Below are 14,724 nucleotides of genomic sequence, written 5' to 3'. Positions count from 1 at the left end.
ACCCGGCCCGGGGAGTACCTCATCGCCTACACCCTGGAGGACTCGGCCGGCAACCACACCTCCCTCTTTTTGCGGTACGCGCTGGCAGAGCGGGAGATGGGAGCCGGCCTGGACGGCAGTGGCCACACCACCGACGAGCTCCCCTACACCGGCGACGGATTGGCGGGGGGCGGCTGGCGCCACGGCGACCCGGCCCGCTGCGGGGTGCACTGGGCCCTGCTGGGGCTGGCCCTGTCGGCCCTGGTCTACACCCTGCTGCGCTGCCGGCAGGAGGAGAAGGAGGAGTTGGATGAAAATAGCTGATTTTTTGGTTTACACCCTGCTGTTGGCTGTGGGGGTCGCCCTCTTCCTGGTGGCCGGCTGCCAGTGGGACTTTATCGCCCTGCTGGCGCTGACGGTGGCGGTGTTGGGCGGCAGCCACCTCCTCACCAAGCGAACCCGCCCCTAGGGAGGGAGGGCGAGAGCGCCTCCCCCCGGTGAAGACATACCCCCTATCGAGGGAGAAAAGGCCCCGGCGGACAGATGTCCGCCGGGGCCTTTTGGCGCAGGGGATGGGGGAGCGCCCTAGCGCTCGTAGACGAACTCGCCGCCGAGGACGGTGGCGTCCACCACGGTGGTGAGCAGCTCGTCGGTGGGGATGGTGAAGATGTCCTGGCTGAGGATGGCCAGGTCGCCGTAGTAGCCGGGCTTGATGCGGCCCTTCACGCCCTCTTCAAAGCTGGCGTAGGCGCTGCCGGCGGTGTAGCCGTCCACGGCTTCGTAGATGTCCATGCACTCGCTGGGGTAGAAGCCGCCCTCCGGCTTTTTGTCCAGGTTTTTGCGGGCCACGGCGCAGTAGAGGTTGTTCATGGTGTTCAGGTCCTCCACCGGGCTGTCGGTGCCAAAGGAGGTGTGGATGCCCAGCTGGTTCATGGTGTGGAAGGCGTAGCTGGTAGAGGCCAACTCCCTCCCGACCCGGCTCTCCAGCACCGTCATGTCGTAGTGCAGGAAGATGGGCTGGATATAGGCGAGGATGTCGTTTTCGGTAAAGCGCTTCACCAGGGGGGCGTCGGTGATCTGGCAGTGGACCACCCCGTGGCGGTGGGGGTTTTGGCCGTCGCAGACGGTGTCGTAGCTGTCGAGTACCTGCTCGATGGCCGCGTCGCCGATGGCGTGCACCGCCACCTGGCAGCCGTTTTTGTCGGCCAGCTGGACCATGGCGTCGGTCTGTTCCTGGGTCAGGGTCTGGATCCCCTGGGTGGAGGGGTCGTCGGCATAGGGCGCCCTCATGGTGGCGGTGCGGGCGCCCAGGGAGCCGTCCACAAACAGTTTCAGGGGGCCGATCTTGTTGTAGCTGTCGCCGGCGCCGGTCTTGTGCCCCTCGTCCAAAAAGGCCTGGTAGCTGGCGGGGTCCATGAAGTTGCACTGGTGGTAGACCCGCAGGGTGGGGTGGCTTGTCTGGATGTTTTCATAGGCCTGCAGGGTCTCGCGCCAGCCGGTGGGGCGGACGTCCATGGTCTGCACCGAGGTGATGCCCCACTGGGCGGCGTGGGCCATAGCGGTTTTCAGGGTGTGCTCGATCTCCTCCACCGTGGGCTCCCGGCGCAGGTCCATCACCATGTTGGCCGCGGTCTCGCGGAAGATGCCGGTGGGCTCGCCGTTTTCGTCCACGTCAAAGTGGGCCCCCTCGGGCTGGGGGGTGTCCTTGGTGATGCCGGCCATCTCGATGGCCAGGGAGTTGGCGGAGACCGCGTGGCCGCAGGCCCGCTCCAGCACCAGGGGGTACTCGGTGGTGATCTCGTCCAGGTCGTGGCGGTCCATCATCCGGGCCTCGTCGGTGAAGTAGTCCTGGTTCCAGCCCGAGCCGTGGAGGAAGGTGCCGGGGGCGGGTTTGGTGCGGGCGATGAAGTCCCGGGCGATTTTCTTGACCTGGGCCATGGAGGTGCAGCCGTGGACGTCGATGGACTCCAGGTTCTCCCCCACGAAGTAGAGGTGCATGTGGCTGTCGTTGAAGCCGGGGACCACGGTGCGGCCCTGGGCGTCGTACTCCCGAGCGCCGGCGGGGGCGGCGGCCCGGCACTCCTCGTTGGTGCCCACGGCGGTGATGACCCCGTTTTCGATGCAGACGGCCTGGGCGAATTTCTCCCGCTCCAGGTAGACCTTTCCGTTGACGATGACGCAGCTGTCCATGTTACGCTTCCTCCTTGTTGTCGGTGGCCTGGGCCTCGGCTTCCGCCTGTTGGGCGGCCAGCACGGCCTGGCGGCTCTTTTTAAACACCAGCTCGTAGAGCAGCAGCCCCACGGCGGGCACAGACAGGCCGATGATGGAGGTGACCGGGGATTCCACCAGGGTGTTGATGAGCAGACCGATGGTGATCAGGATCACCAGCACCACCATCACCGGGTAGCCCCACACCTTGTAGGGGCGCTCCAGGTCGGGGTATTTTTTGCGCAGCCGGATGACTGCGTAGAAGGTCATGGTGTTGAAGAACATCCCGCAGAAGGCCACCAGGCTGGTGAGCTGGCTGAGGTTTTGCATGCACACCAGGACGATGGAGACCACCCCGGAGAGGACGATGGCGAAGACCGGGGTCTTGTACTTGGGGTGCAGCTTGGCGGCGCTCTTGAAGAAGGCGCCGTCCCGGGCCATGGCGTAGTAGGTGCGGGGGAAGACCATGACGCAGCCGTTGAGGGCGCTGAAGATGGCCACGATCATGGTGGAGCCGACGATGATCTTGCCGGCGCTGCCGAAGAGGGTGTTGGCCGCCGCGGTGCCCAGGAAGAGATCGCCGTTGGCGAGCATGGCGGTGATGGTCTCATAGGGCAGGGTGCGGTAGATGGCGAAGTTGAAGAGGACATAGATGAGCATCACCCCGACGATGGAGAGGATGATGGCCAGGGGGAGGTTGCGCTTGGGGTTTTTGATCTCCTCGCTGATGACGTTGAGGTTGGTCCAGCCCTCGTAGGCCCAGAGGGTGGCCACCACCCCGAAGGCCACCATCCCGCAGATTTTGAAGAGGGAGGGGGTCCCGGCGATGGCCGGGTCGGGCACCAGGGAGAGGTTGGGGGTCTGCTGGCCCATGAAGATGCCGCAGACGATGATGAGGACGATGGGCAGCAGCTTGAGGACCATGAAGAAGTTTTGAATCCGGCTGCCCAGTTTGATGCCGAAGAGGTTGACTGCCGTCAGCAGCACGATCATCCCGATGGCGATGGCCTTGCAGGCCAGGGGGGAGAGGGGCACCAGGCTGGCGATGGCCTCGGGGAAGGCCACGGCCAGAGCGGCGATGGAGCCCGAGGAGCCGAGGATGAAGTTGGAGAAGCCGCTCATAAAGGCCACCCGCTCGCCGTAGGCCTCCCGCAAATAGACGTAGCCGCCGCCGGCCTTGGGCATCATGGCTCCCAGTTCGGCATAGCAGATGCCGGAGAAGAGGACCACCAGCCCGCCCAGGGCCCAGACCAACAGGGCCAGCCCCATGCTCATGCCGCTGCGCTGGAGGACGATGCTGCCCAGGTAGAAGATGCCCGAGCCGATCATGATCCCCCCCAGCACCGACACGCCGCCGAAGAGGCCGACCTCCCGCTTGAGCTCGGTCTTTTCAGAGGCCAGCGCCTGGGCGCCTTTGGTGTTTGGTGTTTGATTCATCTGTGTAACTCCTTTCGGTGTGGTCCCGCCCGCCGGGCGGACAAAAAGAAAAAGTTGCACCCCATCAGTGCAACTTTCAAACGAGCAAAGTTATCACCGATAGCGCCTCTGTTAAAAACAGGAGTCAGGGAGATCTTCTCCCCCTGCCCAACAGCGGGGCGCACCCGCCCGGCCGTTTCGGCGGTTTGGCCTTTTGCCGGGTTCGCAGGGTGTCCCCTCCGCCGGCTACTCATCCGCACCGCGCCTCTATCAACTTTTTCATCAGAATACCACACCGGGCCGGACTTGTCCACCTTCTCTTTACAATTTGTTACGACTTTTTTCACAACTTTAAAGGGGTATCCAGCCTCGACAACTGCTGCCCAGCAGTTATGTCGCCACCGGTTTCAATATCCAGCGCCAACTTGAGCCGGTGGGGGCCGTCAATTTGTGCAGATCGTTTGTCCGATATCCTCCAAATTTTTTGGGTGAGCAATGGCATTTACATAGATGTTTTGTGAAACTGCGTCGCAGGACAGACCGCTTTCTTTGAGCACCTCGCCAATTTTGTATCGGCTGGTATACAGGTGATACTGATCGGCCAGCACGTTCATCAAGTCTTGAATGCCGACTGTCGGCGTTCCCTGTGTGCCGAGCAGCCATTTGAGAAAGTTTGGCAGGCGCACATCCGCGCACCCACATCGAAAGAGCTTGTTCTTTCCCATCCTCTGACAGGCGAAATGCTCTTTATCTTCTGTGAGCAGAGATGCGTAGAACCACTCGCCAAATTTCCAATTGTCTAGAGAGTGCGAAAAACCGGCTTGACGCAGGGAGTGGATGGTAAAGTACTGTGTTCCAGCTGCAGCATAGACTTTTTTGCAGTAATCTTCCATCAGCGCTTTGTCAATACCGGCTCGCAGCAGACAGCGAATGTGGATGTATTGCAGCGGCGCATATTCAATAATTTCGCGGGAGGCCTTTAATTTGTACAGTTCTGCGGTATAGGCAACAATGTTGGAAAGGCCTTTGGGAAAGGTCCGTATGTCCACCGAGTCCCCTTTGGTGAGAAGACTTCTAAAATATGCTGTGGCAGATGGGTAGCGGTCGACAACTGCGTAATTGACGTAGACGCGATACCCCAGTGATTTTAGTGAGAGGGGGTTTAGCAGATTGGGATTGGCTTTGGGAAACTCTTCTTCGTAAATTTTGCGGATGTCCGAGAGCAGATAAAACTCACTTGTGAGCAGTTGTTGTAATCTGTTGGCCATCATTTGTGGGAGGGCGGGCACGTCAATAAAATATTGTCCGGCGTGATAGTATGGATCAAAATTCTTTAAATAATTGGACAATACAGTCTTTGACAAAACGCCATACTCCCTCTCATATGCCTCTGCCAAAGAGACGTTTGTCACCGGCGCCATTGCGAGAAGAATATCCCTTACCTGAGCGTCTCGATCTGCCTTGCCAAATTCAATGTTTGGCATTCGCCTGAAATGCATATCGGGAAAGGCCTCTGGGGTGCAGATTTTTTTCAGCAGGTTGTGGAGCTCGTACTCGTCAACAATATCGTATTCTCTCATCAGTTCGGGATATGCGCGAAAAAATTTCAGAGTGGAATACTCTGCGTTGTGGTATTGCCCCAGGTCGAGTGTTTCAAAAAGGGCTGTAAAATCGTAGGACTCGATGTTGTAGTAGCGAAGTTTTTGCCCGTACTTCCAAAGGACGTGATGGCTCGCTGCCAAGTGGTTGGCATATCCCCGCTCGGTGATGGACAGCTTGGGATTGTTCTGTTGCCCAACCCTTTCCAGCAAATGCTGGTAGCGCTGAACAAATTCTTCAAACACCATCCCACCGGCTCCAGCTGTCCGAAGCACATATTCACCCAACTCGGAACGGCGACAAGGGATTCGCTCGCCATCGATCACAACGCAGTTTTTAGACAGGATGCGCTCAGCGGCTCGCCTGAATTCTGCCGGCACATCGGGGTCTGTTGAGAGTGTTGAAACAGGTTGCTCTCCTCGCTTGTAAGAGTTGGCTAGGTAGTGGTAGGTGGCTTTGGGTACATTGAAACCCAATAGAAAATCGGCCTCATGCAAATTGTATGTTTGAAAGACGGCGGCGTAGCGATCTTCCGAAAGTTTGGGGGCTTTTTTTAAGCGGGTGGCGATGATCTGCTGCACGCGCTGCCGAGAGAGGCGGCACTCTTCCCCAATTTCACCCAGGGTCTTTCCCTCCAACCGTCTTTGCAGGACAGTGCGATCTTGCTCTTTGGCGAGGGAGGAGACGTAATCGACAACGGAAGGAAGGGATTTCTCGTAAGTCGCGCCGTGCTGCTTTACAACACTGCCTTCTCGTTCCATATCAGCGAGCAAGTCGGCCAGTTGGCTTGCGCTGTTTAAACATTCGGGAAGAGCTGTTTGCAGATCAGCGAGGGCCAGCCCGTAGGGAGCTCGATCCAGGTTTTCTAAAATGGACGCGCCGATTGCGCTGCGCACAACTGGAAGCTGAAAAAGGGCTTTTTGCAGTTCGGATTCGGGCGATATGGGAAGTTGCAGTGGCGCCGGTTGCTTGGCAAGGAGAGGGGTCACTTCTTCGTAGAGCTGTCCGGCATCGAGGGGCAGTTTGTGCACGATGCTTTGAAAAATGTACTGCCTTGTGCTTGTGTTCTCACTGCTCTTCAGGGGAAGGGGCTCCTCTGATTCTTGAACGGGATGAAGAGCGGTGCTTTTCACTGCCCTCGAGATTTCTGCAGCGCTCTTGCTTCCCATGCCGGGGAGCCCTAGTAGGGCGGTTTCATCCAGAGTCAGCAGCTTTGACAGATAGAGAATACCGGCATTTTCCAAACAGTGAAGAGGGCGCTTTGACAATCCCAAATCTTCGACGGGGACATCGCAGTACCAATTTCCGCGCTTATCCATGAATCGGAGGGGCGTTTTCTCTCCCTCATGGCTGGCGAAAGTGCACAGCCTATCTTCTGTTTCAATGAGTTTGCACTCTTTTAGTGCCGCCGCAATTTCAGCGGCGTTTTTGCCCCCCGTATAAGGAAGGTTTAACAACTCTTCCAAAGACAGGTTCAGCAGCTCGCCAATGGTAGCAATACCGGTCCTCTGCAAAGCGTGCAGAGAACGTGTAGACAAATTGAGTTTGGCAACCGAATCGGACCGAGTGATATACTTCACCGCTGTTTCCTCACTTTGCTTTATATTGACGTGCCTGCTTGACCTGGCAAGCTGTTTGACTGCCCAAAACGAATTGTTTTTTATGGCCGCATCGGGTGCTTGGTGTGTGATGATCCCCCAAATTTGACGTTCGCGTCTATCTGGGCCTCTTCTGCACACCTGGAACTGCCTATCAATCACCTTTAGTATACTTTTTTACAGAGAAACACGCAAGTTGTTGACAGAATTTTCTTTGCTAAATTTTGAAAATCATATGATGTGACAAAGAAAAATGTGCGCTCTGTCAGAGAGTTGGTTGAGAAGTAGACCTTTTTCGTTGACAAACCGGGCCCCGGCCGATACACTAAAATGAGAAGAGAGAGGAGGGCGGCGGTCCTGCCGCCCCGAAGACGAGGAGGAGTTCTCTATGAACGGCTATTACACCCCCCCGACCCAGCCCTACGGCACCACCAGCTGCCCCCAGTGCCGCAACCGGATCCCCGCCGGCAGCCCGGTCTGCCCCTGCTGCGGTTGCCCGGTGGCGGCGGTGCGGGAGCGAAAGTACAAAAACCTGCGCAACGTCATCATCGCCGTGGCCTCGGTGGCGGTGGCGGCGCTGCTGGTGGTGCTTTTGTTCTACGGGGCGGTGATCGCGGCGGTCTTTCGCACCGCCCGCAACGACGGCGACGGCAGCTACGGCGGCGGTTACCACCACTACCAGGAGGGCTGGGGCGACAGCGGCGATTACGACTACGGCGACGAGGACAACGGCGGGGGCTACTTTGACCAGCAGTCCCCCAGCGGCTGGAACAGCGGCGACCACCAAAACCGCCGGACCCCCGACGACACTCTCTACACGGTGGGGCAGACCGCCAACTGGGAGGAGATGGAGTTCACCGTCACCGGGGTGCATGAGGGCGGCGAGTACGGCCTGGCCCCCGACGAGGATGACGAGTACCTGGTGGTGCAGGTGAAGATCACCAATCGCTCGGGGGAGGACCGGCTGCTCTGGCGGCCCGACTTCATCCTGCAGGGGGGCAATGACCTCTTTGAGTTCTCCGAGGACGACGACGCCTACATCACCGACAGCCAGGGCAACCGCCAGGAGCTCTTCACAACCCAAACCCTGGCTGCCGGCCGCACCATTGAGACCACCTTCTGCTACGAGGTGCCCAAGGGCTCGCAAAATCTGGAGCTGACCTACGACAACGACGACTACCTCTACAATCCGCAGCTGCGATTTGATCTGGGCAGATAGGGGGGAGAGACAGTGCAGAAAGACGGCATCCTCTTTGATCTGGACGGCACCCTCTGGGACGCGGCGGCCCGGGTGGTGGAGTCCTGGAACCTGACCTTGCGCCACTTCCCCGAGGTGGGCCCCATCACCGAGGAGCAGATGAAAGGGGTCATGGGCAAGACCCTGCCCAAAATCGGCGAGGCCCTCTTCACCGGCGTATCGGTGGCGCGGGCCCACGAGATCGTGGCCCGCTGCTGCGAGGAGGAAAATGCCTACTTGGAGCGGACCGGCGGCACCCTCTACCCCGGGCTGGAGGAGACCCTGGCCGCCCTCTCGGCCCACTGGCCGCTCTACGTGGTCTCCAACTGCCAGGAGGGGTATATCGAGGCGTTCTACGCCGCCCACGGGTTGGAGCGCTACTTCGCCGGCAGCGAGAACGCCGGGCGCACCGGGCTGCCCAAGTGGGACAACATCTCCCTGGTGGCCCGCCGGGAGGGGCTCTCCCGGGTGCTCTACGTGGGGGACACAGAGATGGACTGCGACGCCGCCCACCGGGCGGGGGTGCCCTTCATCCACGCCCGCTACGGCTTTGGCCAGGCCCCCGAGGCCGACTACACCATCGACTGCCTGGCAGAACTGCCCGCCTTAGTGGCGTGCATCTGGGCGTAAACGGCGGCGGCGCATCCCCTTTGATTGGGTGCGCCGCCGCTCGGCGTTTCCGGGGCTCCGGCCCTCCCCCCCCTCTTTTTTCGGGGTGGGAGAGGGCCGGTTTGTCCCGCGCAAAATTTTTTCTGTTTACAATTTTGCTATCACCGGGGGCTGAATATGGTGTACAATAAACCCGTGTAGATCGGTTTGGAAAAAACGCATAGAGATGGGATCGCGGGTGTTTCGCCGTCGGGCGGCCCCGCTCCCTTTTTCAAAATACGGGGCGCGCTGGCGCCTGCTGGGGGCAGAGAGATGGCATTTGTCGAGTTTCAGGACGTGGTCAAGGAGTACCGGATGGGGGAGGTGACCATCCGCGCGGCCGACGGCATCACCTTTTCCATTGAGAAGGGGGAGTTCTGCATCATCGTCGGCCCCAGCGGGGCGGGCAAGACCACCGTCCTCAACATCCTCGGGGGGATGGACAGCTGCGACGGCGGCAAGATCTGGGTGGACGGCAAGGAGGTGAGCGCCTACTCCCGCAAAGAGCTCATCACCTATCGCCGCTACGACATCGGCTTTGTCTTTCAGTTTTACAACCTGGTGCAAAACCTCACCGCCAAGGAGAATGTGGAGTTGGCCTCGCAAATCTGCCGGGAGCCGGAGGACGCCGAGGAGGTGCTGCGCCAGGTGGGGCTGGGGGAGCGGATGAACAACTTCCCCGCCCAACTCTCGGGCGGGGAGCAGCAGCGGGTGGCCATCGCCCGGGCCCTGGCCAAGCGGCCCAAGCTGCTGTTGTGCGACGAGCCCACCGGCGCGCTGGACTACGAGACCGGCAAGAGCATCCTCAAGCTGCTGCAGGACACCTGCCGCAACACCGGGACCACGGTGGTGGTCATCACCCACAACACCGCCCTCACCCCCATGGCGGACCGGGTCATCAAAATCAAAAACAGCCGGGTGCGGAGCATGGAGAAAAACGACGCCCCCACCCCGGTGGAAAGAATTGAGTGGTAGACGGTGAAGAGACAGCGCAAGACCGCCCTCTGGAAGGACGCCTTCCGGGAGGTGCGCAAGACCAAGAGCCGGTTTTTCTCCATCTTCTTGATCGTGGCCCTGGGGGCCGGATTCTTCGCGGGGATCAAGGCCACCGGGCCGGACATGAAACTCACCGGCGACACCTATTTTGACGCCCAGAACCTGATGGACATCAAAGCCCTCTCCACCTACGGCCTCAATGAGGACGACATTGCCGCCCTGGAGGCAGACGAGATGGTGCAGGCCGTGGAGCCGGCCCACTCGGTGGACACCCTGGTCAAGGACGGCGAGAAGTCCAGCGTCATCAAGGTGCTGGGGCTGCCGGGAGAGGAGGGGATCAACGCCCCCCGGCTGATGGAGGGGCGGCTGCCCGAGGCGGAAAACGAGTGCCTGATCCAGTACGGCGGCCACTTGAGCCAGCGGCTGCAGATCGGCGACACGGTGACCCTCTCCCCCGGCAAGGAGGGAGAGGCGCTGGGAGATACCCTGCGGGAGAGCAGCTATACGGTGGTGGGGATCGCCCAGTGCCCCCTCTACATCACCTTTTCCATGGGCACCACCAGCATTGGCAGCGGCACGGTGGACGACCTGCTGCTCATCCCCGATGAGGCCTTCGTCCTCGACTACTACACCGAGGCCTACCTGACCCTCAAGGGGGCGGCGGAGCTGGACTGCTTTGGGGAGGAGTACGACCAGCTGGTAGCTGCGGCCAAGACCCGCCTCGAGGGGGTGGGGGAGGCCCGCGCCCAGGCCCGCTACGACGAGGTTTACCAGGAGGCCGCCGGCAAATTGGACGACGCCCAGGCCGAATTGGACCAGGCGAAGGCCGATGGGCAGGCCGAACTGGACGCGGCCAAGAAAAAGCTCGACAGCGCTGCCGCCGAGTTGCAGAGCGCCAAGAGCGCCCTGGACGCCAGCGAGAAAAAGCTGGCTGACGGCAAAGCCCAGATCGCGGCGGGGGAGGAGGCCATCCCCAAAAACCAGGCCGCCTTTGACGAGCAGATCGCCGCCAGCCAGGCGAAACTGGAGCAATCCCGCGGCCAGCTGGCCCAGTTGGAGCAGGGCGTTGCCGCCCTGCAGGGCCAGCTGGACGCCATGGGCGACCCCACCCAACTGCCGCCGCAGCTGCAGGCACAGTACCAGGCCCTGGCTGGGCAGCTGCAGGGGATGCAGGAGCAACTGGAGGGGGGCCGCACCCAGTTGGCACAGGGAGAGGCCGCCCTGGCCGCCGCCAAAAAGGACGGCCAGGCCCAACTCGATCAGGCACGGGCCGACCTGACAAAGGCCAAGAGCGACTACCAGCAGGGCCTGGCCCAGTACCAGAGCGGCCTGGCCCAGTACCAGCAGGGCCAGCGGGAGTACCGCAGCGGCTCGGCCGAGTACGAGAGCGCCAAGGCGAGTTTTGCCACCCAGATCGCCGAGGGGCAGGAGGAGATCGACGAGAACCGGGCCAAGTTGGCGGACATTGCCCTGCCCAAGTGGTATGTCAACGACCGGGAGGGGAACGTGGGCTACTCCGGCTTTGCCGATGACGCCGAGCGCATCGACGCCATCTCCCTTGTCTTCCCGGTGTTTTTCTTCGCGGTGGCGGCCTTGGTCTGCCTGACCACCATGACCCGGATGGTGGAGGAGCAGCGGACCCAGGCGGGCACCGTCAAGGCCCTGGGGTACGGCAGCGGCGCAGTCGTCTGCAAGTACCTGCTCTACGCCGTGACGGCGGCGGTGCTGGGGGCGGTCTTTGGCATTGTGGGGGGGCTGATCCTCTTCCCCAACGTCATCTTTAACGCCTACTCCATCATGTACCGAATGACGGCGGTCATCGCCCCCATCCGCCTCGACTACCTCCTCTGGATCACCCTGGGCTCGGCGGCCTGCGCGGCCCTGGCGGTGCTCTACGCCTGCGCCAAGGAGCTGCGGGAGACCCCTTCCCAGCTGATGCGGCCCAAGGCCCCCAAGGCGGGCAAGCGGGTGCTGTTGGAGCGGGTGGGCTTTGTCTGGGGCCGGTTGAGTTTCATCGGCAAGGTGACGGTGCGCAACCTCTTTCGCTACAAAAAGCGCATCGCCATGACGGTGCTGGGCATTGCCGGCTGCACCGCGCTGATGATGGCGGGATTCGGGGTGAAGGACTCCATCTCCGACATTGTCAGCATCCAGTTCGGCGAACTGGACGTCTACGACGGGCAGGTGGTCTTTGACGAGGACACCCTCGCCGAGGACAGGGAGGACTTTGACACCCTCCTGGCCGGGCAGCTGGGGCTGGGAGAGCGCCAGTACGCCCGCGAGAAGTCGGTCACCGCCGGCAGCGAAAGCCGACAGCTGGAATTGACCCTGGTGGTGCCCGAGGAGCCGGAGCGGCTGGGCGAGCAGATCGTGCTGCGCACCCGCAAGGGCCACGAGCCCATCCCCCTCACCGACGAGGGGGCGGTTCTCACCGAGAAGGCCGCCAGCCTGATGGGGGTCTCGGCGGGGGACGAAATTTTCCTGGTGGCCGACTCGGGGGAACAGGTCCCAGTCAAGGTGGCTGCGATCACCGAGAACTACGCCTTCCACTACCTCTATCTCTCCCCCGCCTACTACCGGCAGGTCTTGGGGGAGGAGATGCGCCCCAACACCCTGCTTCTCAAAATGGATGATCCGGGACAGGCCGGGCAGGACGCCCTCTCCGAGGCGCTGTTGGAGCGCGACGGGGTGCTGATGATCAGCTATACCAGCGGCATCAAAGACAGCTTTGGCGACACGGTGGCCAGCCTCAACTATGTGGTGCTGGTGCTCATCGTCTCGGCCGGGGCGCTGGCCTTTGTGGTGCTCTACAACCTCACCAACATCAACGTGGCCGAGCGGCTGCGGGAGATTGCCACCATCAAGGTGCTGGGCTTTTACGACAAGGAGGTCTCGGCCTACATCTTCCGGGAGAATGTGGCCCTCACCCTCATGGGGGTTGTGGCTGGGCTGTTGGGGGGCATTTGGCTGCACCGGTTTGTCATCACCACCGCCGAGATCGACACCATCATGTTCGGGCGGACGGTGGCCCCCACCAGCTACCTCCTTTCGGCGGCGCTGACCATCCTCTTCGCGGTGCTGGTCAACCTGGCCATGCACGTTCACCTGAAAAAGGTGGATATGGTGGAGAGCCTCAAGTCGGTGGAATAGGGTTTTCGGCAGGGAAAAGGCGGTTGTGAGAACCGCCTTTTTTTGGTATAATAAATAGACATTCTGCGGGAAAAAAGAGAGGGGGGAGAGACCTCACCTTCTCTTTCTCCCGCTGTGCAGGAGACGCGATTGTGCGCGATAAGGGAGGTGACGGTATGAAAGAGCTGCTGAAAAAATATCGGGACGTCCTGCTCTACCTGATCTTCGGCGCCCTCACCACCCTGGTGAACATTGTTGCCTACGCGGCCTTTACTCGGCTGCTGGGGATGGGGGAGATGGGGAGCAACGTCTGGGCCTGGGCGCTGTCGGTCCTCTTTGCCTATGTGACCAACAAGCTCTGGGTCTTTGAAAACCGGGATTTCAGAGCCCGCCACCTGGCGCGGGAATTCGGCTCCTTTGTGGCGGCGCGGCTCTTCTCCGGCGCCCTGGACATGGGGATCATGTGGCTGTTTGTCACCCAGCTGGCCTGTCCCGACCTGATTGTGAAGATCGCCTCCAATGCGGTGGTGATCGCCCTCAACTACCTGTTTAGCAAACTTTGGATCTTTAAAAAGAAGGATGGAGAGACAGCATGAGCGAGATCACCGTACTGGTTCCCTGCTACAACGAGCAGGAGTCCCTGCCCCATTTTTACCCGGAAATCTGCAAGGTGGCCGAGCGGATGAAGGCAGGATATGGGGTGGATTTTTCCTTTATTTTTGTGGACGACGGCTCCAAGGACGGCACCCTGGGGGTGCTCAAGGAGCTGGCGGCGAAAGACGAGCGGGTGCGCTACCTCTCCTTCTCCCGCAACTTTGGGAAGGAGGCGGCCATCTTTGCCGGGCTGCAGCACGCTGCCGGCGACTATGTGGCCATGATGGACGCCGATTTGCAGGACCCGCCCCGGATGCTTGAAGAGATGTACCGCGGCATCACCGAGGAGGGGTATGACTGCGTGGGCACCCGCCGGGTCACCCGCAAGGGGGAGCCCAAGGTGCGCTCCTTCTTCGCACGGCTCTTTTACAAGCTCATCAACAGGATTTCTGACACCGAGATCGTGGACGGCGCCCGGGACTTTCGCCTGATGACCCGGCAGATGGTGGACGCCATCCTCTCCATGAGCGAGTACAACCGCTTTTCCAAGGGGATTTTCAGCTGGGTGGGCTTCTCCACCAAGTGGCTGGAGTACGAGAATGTGGAGCGGGTCGCGGGGGAGACCAAGTGGTCTTTCTGGAAGCTGCTGCTCTACTCCATCGACGGGATCACCGCCTTCTCCACCGCCCCGCTGGCCGTCGCCTCCCTCATGGGCGTTCTCTTTTGCCTGCTGGCGGCGGTTTTGATTGTGGTGGTCATCGTCAAGACCCTGGTCTGGGGCGACCCGGTGGCGGGCTACCCCTCGATGATGTGCTTTATCTTCCTCATCGGCGGCATCCAGCTGCTCTGTCTGGGCATCTTGGGGCAGTACCTCTCCAAGACCTACCTCGAGACCAAGTGCCGGCCGGTCTACATCCTCAAAGAGGACAGCAAAAAATAAAAGCGGGGCGGCAGCGGATGAGCCTTGCTAAGGCTGCTTTTTGCAATGTGAGGAGGCCGGTTACAACGCGCTGTGGCATGGGGTGCAGAGAAGCTGCCCTGTCCCCTGTTTTACAGTGCCTGCGGCTGGGAGGGCAGGCGCAAACCGGGTGTGCAAGGGCGCGTTGAGGGAAAAGCGCTGAAGCAGTTGGAACGGCCCACAGGCGGGGAGCCGATCGGTTCTCTTGCAAGTGTTGAAAATGGCCTTGTTTTGTGGTATAATTACATATATAGAACTCTGCTTTGGAAAGGGGCTTGACAAAAATGAGGGAGGGGAACACGCTTATAGCAAGCAAGCAAGCAAGCAAGCAAGCAAGCAAGCAAGCAAGCAAGCAAGCAAG

At 60.7% G+C, this 14,724-nt stretch carries 11 protein-coding genes and 1 riboswitch; of the genes, 8 read left to right on the top strand and 3 right to left on the bottom strand.

The window, feature by feature from the left end; genetic code table 11:
* Window positions 1–303, top strand: a 303-nt coding sequence (locus HJY11_RS13160) for a hypothetical protein (protein WP_208076407.1), incomplete at its 5' end; no start/stop codon positions are given.
* On the top strand, window positions 290–448 hold the full coding sequence (locus tag HJY11_RS13155; protein ID WP_208076406.1) for a hypothetical protein: 159 nt from the start codon (window positions 290–292) through the stop codon (window positions 446–448). The genes HJY11_RS13160 and HJY11_RS13155, both read left to right, overlap by 14 nt.
* A gap of 116 nt (window positions 449–564) precedes the next feature.
* On the opposite strand, the gene HJY11_RS13150 is transcribed toward HJY11_RS13155, so the two are convergent.
* The 3 genes from HJY11_RS13150 to HJY11_RS13140 form a co-directional block, all read right to left on the bottom strand.
* The gene (locus tag HJY11_RS13150) at window positions 565–2,169 is read right to left on the bottom strand and encodes an amidohydrolase (RefSeq protein WP_208076405.1); all 1,605 of its coding nucleotides are present in this window, start codon (window positions 2,167–2,169) and stop codon (window positions 565–567) included.
* Between the two features lies 1 nt (window position 2,170).
* On the bottom strand, window positions 2,171–3,625 hold the full coding sequence (locus tag HJY11_RS13145; protein ID WP_208076404.1) for an APC family permease: 1,455 nt from the start codon (window positions 3,623–3,625) through the stop codon (window positions 2,171–2,173).
* A 92-nt stretch (window positions 3,626–3,717) separates the two neighbouring features.
* Window positions 3,718–3,882: riboswitch (Lysine riboswitch) on the bottom strand.
* Window positions 3,883–4,047: 165 nt separating this feature from the next.
* Window positions 4,048–6,783 carry a DNA-directed RNA polymerase subunit alpha C-terminal domain-containing protein gene (locus tag HJY11_RS13140; protein WP_208076403.1) on the bottom strand — a complete coding sequence of 912 codons (2,736 nt, stop codon included), beginning with the start codon at window positions 6,781–6,783 and terminating at the stop codon, window positions 4,048–4,050.
* A gap of 406 nt (window positions 6,784–7,189) precedes the next feature.
* Between HJY11_RS13140 and HJY11_RS13135 the strand changes: the two genes are divergently transcribed.
* The 6 genes from HJY11_RS13135 (at window position 7,190) to HJY11_RS13110 (ending at window position 14,345) form a co-directional block, all read left to right on the top strand.
* On the top strand, window positions 7,190–8,020 hold the full coding sequence (locus HJY11_RS13135; protein WP_208076402.1) for a DUF4352 domain-containing protein: 831 nt from the start codon (window positions 7,190–7,192) through the stop codon (window positions 8,018–8,020).
* A gap of 12 nt (window positions 8,021–8,032) precedes the next feature.
* Window positions 8,033–8,668 carry an HAD family hydrolase gene (locus HJY11_RS13130; protein ID WP_208076401.1) on the top strand — a complete coding sequence of 212 codons (636 nt, stop codon included), beginning with the start codon at window positions 8,033–8,035 and terminating at the stop codon, window positions 8,666–8,668.
* A 291-nt stretch (window positions 8,669–8,959) separates the two neighbouring features.
* The gene (locus tag HJY11_RS13125) at window positions 8,960–9,661 is read left to right on the top strand and encodes an ABC transporter ATP-binding protein (RefSeq protein ID WP_208076400.1); all 702 of its coding nucleotides are present in this window, start codon (window positions 8,960–8,962) and stop codon (window positions 9,659–9,661) included.
* Between the two features lie 3 nt (window positions 9,662–9,664).
* Window positions 9,665–12,832, top strand: coding sequence for an FtsX-like permease family protein (locus tag HJY11_RS13120; protein ID WP_208076399.1), 3,168 nt, complete (start codon window positions 9,665–9,667; stop codon window positions 12,830–12,832).
* 155 nt (window positions 12,833–12,987) lie between these two features.
* A complete protein-coding gene (locus HJY11_RS13115; RefSeq protein ID WP_208076398.1) occupies window positions 12,988–13,407 on the top strand; it encodes a GtrA family protein in 420 nt (139 codons plus the stop codon).
* Window positions 13,404–14,345 carry a glycosyltransferase family 2 protein gene (locus tag HJY11_RS13110; RefSeq protein WP_208076397.1) on the top strand — a complete coding sequence of 314 codons (942 nt, stop codon included), beginning with the start codon at window positions 13,404–13,406 and terminating at the stop codon, window positions 14,343–14,345. The genes HJY11_RS13115 and HJY11_RS13110 overlap by 4 nt, the downstream gene beginning before the upstream one ends.
* The last annotated feature ends 379 nt before the right edge of the window (window positions 14,346–14,724 follow it).

The organism is Bittarella massiliensis (ex Durand et al. 2017) (assembly GCF_017566145.1).
Classification (GTDB): domain Bacteria; phylum Bacillota; class Clostridia; order Oscillospirales; family Ruminococcaceae; genus Bittarella; species Bittarella massiliensis_A.
Note: the sequence above shows the minus strand (reverse complement) of the source record. Positions and strands in the feature narration are given on the sequence as shown.

Excerpts from the sequence above, each read along its gene's own strand:
- HJY11_RS13155 (WP_208076406.1), top strand. The coding sequence starts at position 290 with ATGAAAATAGCTGATTTTTTGGTTTACACCCTGCTGTTGGCTGTGGGG.
- HJY11_RS13150 (WP_208076405.1), bottom strand. The coding sequence starts at position 2,169 with ATGGACAGCTGCGTCATCGTCAACGGAAAGGTCTACCTGGAGCGGGAG.
- HJY11_RS13145 (WP_208076404.1), bottom strand. The coding sequence starts at position 3,625 with ATGAATCAAACACCAAACACCAAAGGCGCCCAGGCGCTGGCCTCTGAA.
- HJY11_RS13135 (WP_208076402.1), top strand. The coding sequence starts at position 7,190 with ATGAACGGCTATTACACCCCCCCGACCCAGCCCTACGGCACCACCAGC.
- HJY11_RS13125 (WP_208076400.1), top strand. The coding sequence starts at position 8,960 with ATGGCATTTGTCGAGTTTCAGGACGTGGTCAAGGAGTACCGGATGGGG.
- HJY11_RS13115 (WP_208076398.1), top strand. The coding sequence starts at position 12,988 with ATGAAAGAGCTGCTGAAAAAATATCGGGACGTCCTGCTCTACCTGATC.
- HJY11_RS13110 (WP_208076397.1), top strand. The coding sequence starts at position 13,404 with ATGAGCGAGATCACCGTACTGGTTCCCTGCTACAACGAGCAGGAGTCC.